This is a genomic window from Nitratidesulfovibrio oxamicus (assembly GCF_015731765.1).
Classification (GTDB): Bacteria; Desulfobacterota; Desulfovibrionia; order Desulfovibrionales; family Desulfovibrionaceae; genus Cupidesulfovibrio; species Cupidesulfovibrio oxamicus.
In genome coordinates, this window is sequence record NZ_VRYY01000170.1 from 1 (window position 1) to 5090 (window position 5090).

A 5090-nucleotide genomic window follows, 5' to 3' on the forward strand; every position below is an offset into this window, starting at 1 on the left:
GGTGGCGGCGCTGGCCCAACTGGGGCTGCATGCCCCGGTGCAGCTTGCCCTTTCGCTGTTGCTGTGCGTGGCGCTGGGCTGCCTGCTGGGCCGGGGCATACGCGCCGGGCGCGCCGGGCGTAGCAGGCGCGACTGGCGTACAGGACAGGCGGGGCAGGCAAAGCTGTCGGGGCAGGCCAGTCTGACAGGGGTGGCCGAACATGGCGGACATGCGCGGCACATCGGGCATGGCCCCGCCATGCAGGCCCAGCGGGGGGCGGTGCTGCTGAGCACCATCGTCACCATCGTGGCCTTTGCCGTGCTGGCGGCCAGCGCGGTTACCCTGATGACCTCGTCCACCCAGAGCGGCTATTTCGCCACCGAGGGCGACCGGGCGTACTACCTTGCGGAATCGGGCTTCAACGCGGCGGCCAGCATGTTCCTGCACGCGGGTGACAGCGCCAGCGATGCGGACCTGGCCCGCAAGAACCTGCTGGCGGACTTTTCCACCCGGCCCTACGTGCTTTCCGGCGGTGTAGGCTCGTTCGAACTTGAGGCCCGGCCTTACTGGTTCGAGGTGACAAGCTCTACCGCCGCCGGGTCCACCACGCTGCAGGCGCGCGTGTACGGCACCCGGCCACCGGGGCTGACCAGCGGGGCCAGCGGCAGGCTGCGCATAGGCAACACCAGCACCACCGTGTATTTCAGCGGGCTGTCGTTCGGCACCAATACCATCACCTTCAACGGCATCCGCAACGGCAGCGGCATGACCGGTTCGGCACAGGGGTTGCCCACCTCTGTAACGCAGGGCACGGACGTGTTTCTTTCTTCGCGGGTGACCAATACCGTCAGCCTGAGCACGGAAGGGGGCGATCTTTCCCTCGGGTCCGGCAACGCCAGCGCGCTGGCCAACTTTCCGCAGTACAACGGCATGTTCACCATTCGCGGCGGGGGCAACAGCGGCGGCGTGGCCTATGTGTACCGCGAACGCAACGGCTCTACCCTGCGCGACGTGCGCCTTGCCGACGGGCAGAACACCACCTGGCGCAACATCAGCACATCCGCCAGCACAGACGCCGACTTCACGCTGGAAGCCTTTGTGGAGTTGCGCTCCACCGGGGTTTCGCCCAACGGCACGCGACGGCTGGTCACCTACAACGTGCCCATCGGCTGGGTTACGGGCGGGGCCTTCAACAAGGCCAGCTACGTGGATACCTTCGACAGCACCAGCCTTACCACGTCCAACTGGGTTACGGGCGGTTCTGACCGGGGCGAACTGGGCGGCCACGCCATAGCACAGGTGAACGGCAACAACGCCCTGACCATCACCAGCATGCAGCTTGCCACCACCGGCCCCACCAACGGATCGCTGGCGTCGTGGCTGCTGGCCGTGCTGCGGGCAATTCTGGGCTGGTGGACGGAAAGCAACTACTGGAGCAGCATCTTTTTCAACTGGACCGCCACCGACGTGAACATGGCCCAGGCCTGGGTCGACGCCGGGTACAACCTGAGCTACGACGCACAGGTAAAAATGTACCTCAACCAGTCGGATACCATGCAGTTGCAGCACTTCGGCGGCATGCTGTTCCGGGGCGAACAGAACGGCGAGGACCTGAACGCGCTGGGCCTTTCGTACATGCGCACTTACAGGTACAAGCAAATATCACGGTTTTGCGTCATCGGATGTCCCGACTGGCCGTCCTGGCCGAGCAACTATACGCTCTCAACGGAACTGGACAGCAACTTCGTGCCCAACTACACGTCGTCGTCCTCTCCGGGGCCACTCTTTACACCCGTGACCGTATCCGGGTCGCCTTCGGTCACCTACACCCCGGAGACGCAAACCTACACCAGTTCGCGCCCGTTTATCGGCACCCAGACATCGACGCAGTACCAGTACTCCCATCCTGTGATTCTGCTGTGGTCGCGCGAAAGTGGCAGTTTCAGATGGCTTGCGTACAAGCGGTTGTTCGCTTCGAACATCGTCACCAGGGACAATGACGCCGCCCCCACCACGTATCGCATGGTCGACTGGTCCACCATGCTCATGCGCATTGCCGAAGGCAGGGAGCTTTCGTTCAGCGGCGCAGGGGGCGGCACCGGTACGCGGGACTTCAACTACGGCGACTTCGTGGAAACCACGTCCGGCAGCAGCACCACCGGGCGCGGGCGGGTCATCGGGCCGCCCATCGTGACGGCGGGCGGGTGGAGTTCCACCGGGGCCTGGAACAACAACACATCCGGCACGCTGGCGCTGACCAACATCGAAGGCTCCTTCGCCAGCAACGCCCCCCTGCGCGTGGATGGCGTCGAGCACGCCACGTCCAACTCCGCCCTTGCCGCGTCCAAATCGGAATACCTCCGCGTGTACTACGGCAAAACGACGGCGGCTGGCACCGCCAACCGCGTGGTCAACGATGAAAACCGCAACGCCAATCCGCGCCTGACGCTGGGCGGCGTGCCCAAGTGGACGCCGGACGACTACGCCAAGTGGACCCTGACCCAGACCGGCACCAACGTGGACGACAACTTCACCCTGGTGGAATGGGAAGCGGTAAACACCGCCACCGGGCTTTCGGAAATCATTGTTTCCACCACCATGACCCGCAGCGTGCTGAAGCTGGACCGCTTCCGCACGCCGGACACCAGCACCACCGCGCCGTCGGAAGGCATAGCACTGGTCACGGCGGGCACCACCGGCAACCGGGTTGCCTTCGACGACTTTGCCATGCAGCTTGACCTGCGCGGCGGGCAGGGCTTTCTGCCGCCCATCCAGCAGTAGGGGACGCAACAGGCCCGGGGTGATGCGGGCGCGGGGGTGAGCGACGCGGTGAACGCCGGACGGAGGGCGGCGCGGGGTGACGCACATGGCGTGTTGCACGGCGTGCATAACGCAGCCAACGCAGGAAAACAGACGCGCCCCCCGATGGTTCAGGGGGCGCGCAAGCGTGGCGATGTGGGTATGGAACTCTACTGCGCGTTTTCGCCGCCGGAGGAATCGCCGTCCGTGTCCAGCAGCCTGAGACGGCTTTCCACCTCGTTGATGCGGCCTTCCACCTCGTTCTGGTGGTAGCGCGAACGCTGCTTTGCGTAGCCGTCGCCAGCGGAGCGGGCACGCCGGTTGGCCAGGTCGTAGGCCTCTTTTTCCTTCTGGAGTTCCTCCAGGCGGCGTTGCAGGGCCGCGCGTTCCTCGTCCTTTGGGTCCGGCGCGGACAGCACGGCGGGCAGCATCTGGCCATCGGGACCGATGCCGGGCATGCCGGGTTGCAGGGGCTGGCCATCGGGGCCGAAACGCACGGGTTGGCCGTCCGGCCCCGTTACGGGTTGGCCGTCCGCCCCCACCAGCACGCCATCCACCACGTGCGCCCCTTCCGCGCCGGGCAGGACGACGCCGGGAATGGGGGCCCCTGCCCCGCCTGCGGATCCGGACTCGGCGGGCCGACCCTCGCCGGGCGTGGCGGAAAGGCTTTTCATGTCGGCGGGGGCCTGCGCCGGGGGCTTGTCGGAAATATGCTTCACGCCCTTTTCGTCGGTCCAGATGTAGACCTTGCCGCCAAGGGCCACGCCCGGCGCAACCAGCAACCCGGCCACCAGCAATGCCGCCAGCGGCGCACCCGGCTTACGCAGTGAGAACATCGGCACCTCCCATGCATCATATGACATTCAGGCCACGTTCGATGCCCGCTCCGGCATCCGGCCCCCATGCAGCACCATACACCACGAAGGCCGCATCAGCCATGCCCGTTAGATGGCGCGGACGGGGCCGCACGGCCCTGCTGGCCGCAGCGCTGGCGCTGGCCCTTGCCGCACCCGCCGGGGGTAGCGGCGTTTTCGTCCGCTCCGCCGCCGCTGCTGACATCGTCACCATCTACCGCTACGTGGACGAGGACGGCGTGGTGCACCTGACCGACAAGCCAAAGGGCGACACGCGCTACCGGGTGTTCGGGCGGTTTCGGGTGCAGGAACTGGTCAAGGCCGTGGGGCCGGTGGGCATCAAGGGGCTGGCAGCCAAGCACGGCGCGCGCCATGGGGTGGACCCGCGCCTGGTGGAGGCGGTGATTGCCGTGGAATCGAACTATGACCCCACGGCGGTTTCGCCCGCCGGGGCGCAGGGGCTGATGCAGATCATGCCCGGCACCCAGCGCGACCTGGGGGTTTCCGCGCCGTTCGACGCCGACGCCAACGTGGAAGGCGGCGTGCGCTACCTGAAAACGCTCATGGACCGCTTCGGCGAGTTGCCGCTGGCGCTGGCCGCCTACAACGCCGGGCCGGAACGGGTGGCCCGGCACGGGGGCATTCCGCCCATACCGGAAACGCAGCAGTACGTGGCCAAGGTGATGGATACCTATGCGCGCCTTTCACGGTAGGGGCTGGGCCAACTTGCCTTTTCGCCCGTTGGCTAACCGACCCGAAGGGCGCGTAACGTGCCCGTTAAGCGAGCTTGCGAGCCTTGCCCCAGCCGTAGGCGAGTCTGCGAGCCGTACGGATGGGGGCAGCAGCGATACGGGCATCGTGCGCAGCGCGGCCAAACTTCGCCTGCCATAGCTTTGCTGTCCTTATCCGTAGGACTCGCGCCATGCGCTCGCCTAACGGCTAAGGCTCGGTCGAATACGACAAGAGTACGCGTTGCGGTCGCCATCCGTAATGCTCGAAGACTCGCATAACGGCTGCCGCACTCCCCATGGCGGGCTTGTTTTCCTTGCCAACGAACGAAAATCCTGCGTTGGAAAACGCCCCTGAAACAACGGACAACCGATACCTGCTGGCTACACCGGCTTGCCGGTGACAAACCCGAACCACCAGCGCACCAGCGCCGGGCCGTACAGCATGTAGACCATGGCCCCCAGGCTGAGGAACGGTCCGAAGGGAATGGCCACCTCGCGGGCGGACAGCCCCGCTTCGCGGCGGCGCAAGAACCACGCGGCGGCCAGCAGGGCCGAAAGGCCCGCCAGCAGCGTGACCACGGGCAAGGCCTGCCAGCCGCACAGCCCGCCGATGAGCGCCATCAGCTTCACGTCGCCAAGGCCCATGCCGTCTATGCCGCGCGCCCGCTTGAAGCCCGCCAGCACAAGCCAGAACGCGCCGCCGCCCGCCGCCGCGCCGATCAGGCT

General features: G+C 66.5%; 4 protein-coding genes. 2 read left to right on the forward strand and 2 right to left on the reverse strand.

Annotation, left to right across the window (positions count from 1 at the left end; translation table 11 throughout):
• Nucleotides 1–2761 (forward strand): hypothetical protein (locus tag FVW20_RS07220; RefSeq protein WP_196608900.1); only part of this gene is annotated, 2761 nt, incomplete at its 5' end.
• A 188-nt stretch (nt 2762–2949) separates the two neighbouring features.
• Here FVW20_RS07220 and FVW20_RS07225 read toward each other — a convergent pair.
• Entirely contained in the window at nt 2950–3615 is a 666-nt protein-coding gene (locus tag FVW20_RS07225; protein ID WP_196608901.1) for a DUF4124 domain-containing protein, read from the reverse strand.
• Nucleotides 3616–3716: 101 nt separating this feature from the next.
• On the opposite strand from FVW20_RS07225, the gene FVW20_RS07230 reads away from it, so the two are divergent.
• Complete coding sequence (locus FVW20_RS07230) at nt 3717–4346, forward strand: lytic transglycosylase domain-containing protein (protein WP_196608902.1); 630 nt, start codon at nt 3717–3719, stop codon at nt 4344–4346.
• Between the two features lie 399 nt (nt 4347–4745).
• Here FVW20_RS07230 and FVW20_RS07235 read toward each other — a convergent pair.
• The coding region (locus tag FVW20_RS07235; protein WP_196608903.1) for a prepilin peptidase at nt 4746–5090 on the reverse strand (345 nt) is incomplete at its 5' end.

What these genes read in the sequence shown, in the direction of transcription:
- FVW20_RS07225 (WP_196608901.1), bottom strand. Translation starts at nt 3,615, where the DNA reads ATGTTCTCACTGCGTAAGCCGGGTGCGCCGCTGGCGGCATTGCTGGTG.
- FVW20_RS07230 (WP_196608902.1), top strand. Translation starts at nt 3,717, where the DNA reads ATGCCCGTTAGATGGCGCGGACGGGGCCGCACGGCCCTGCTGGCCGCA.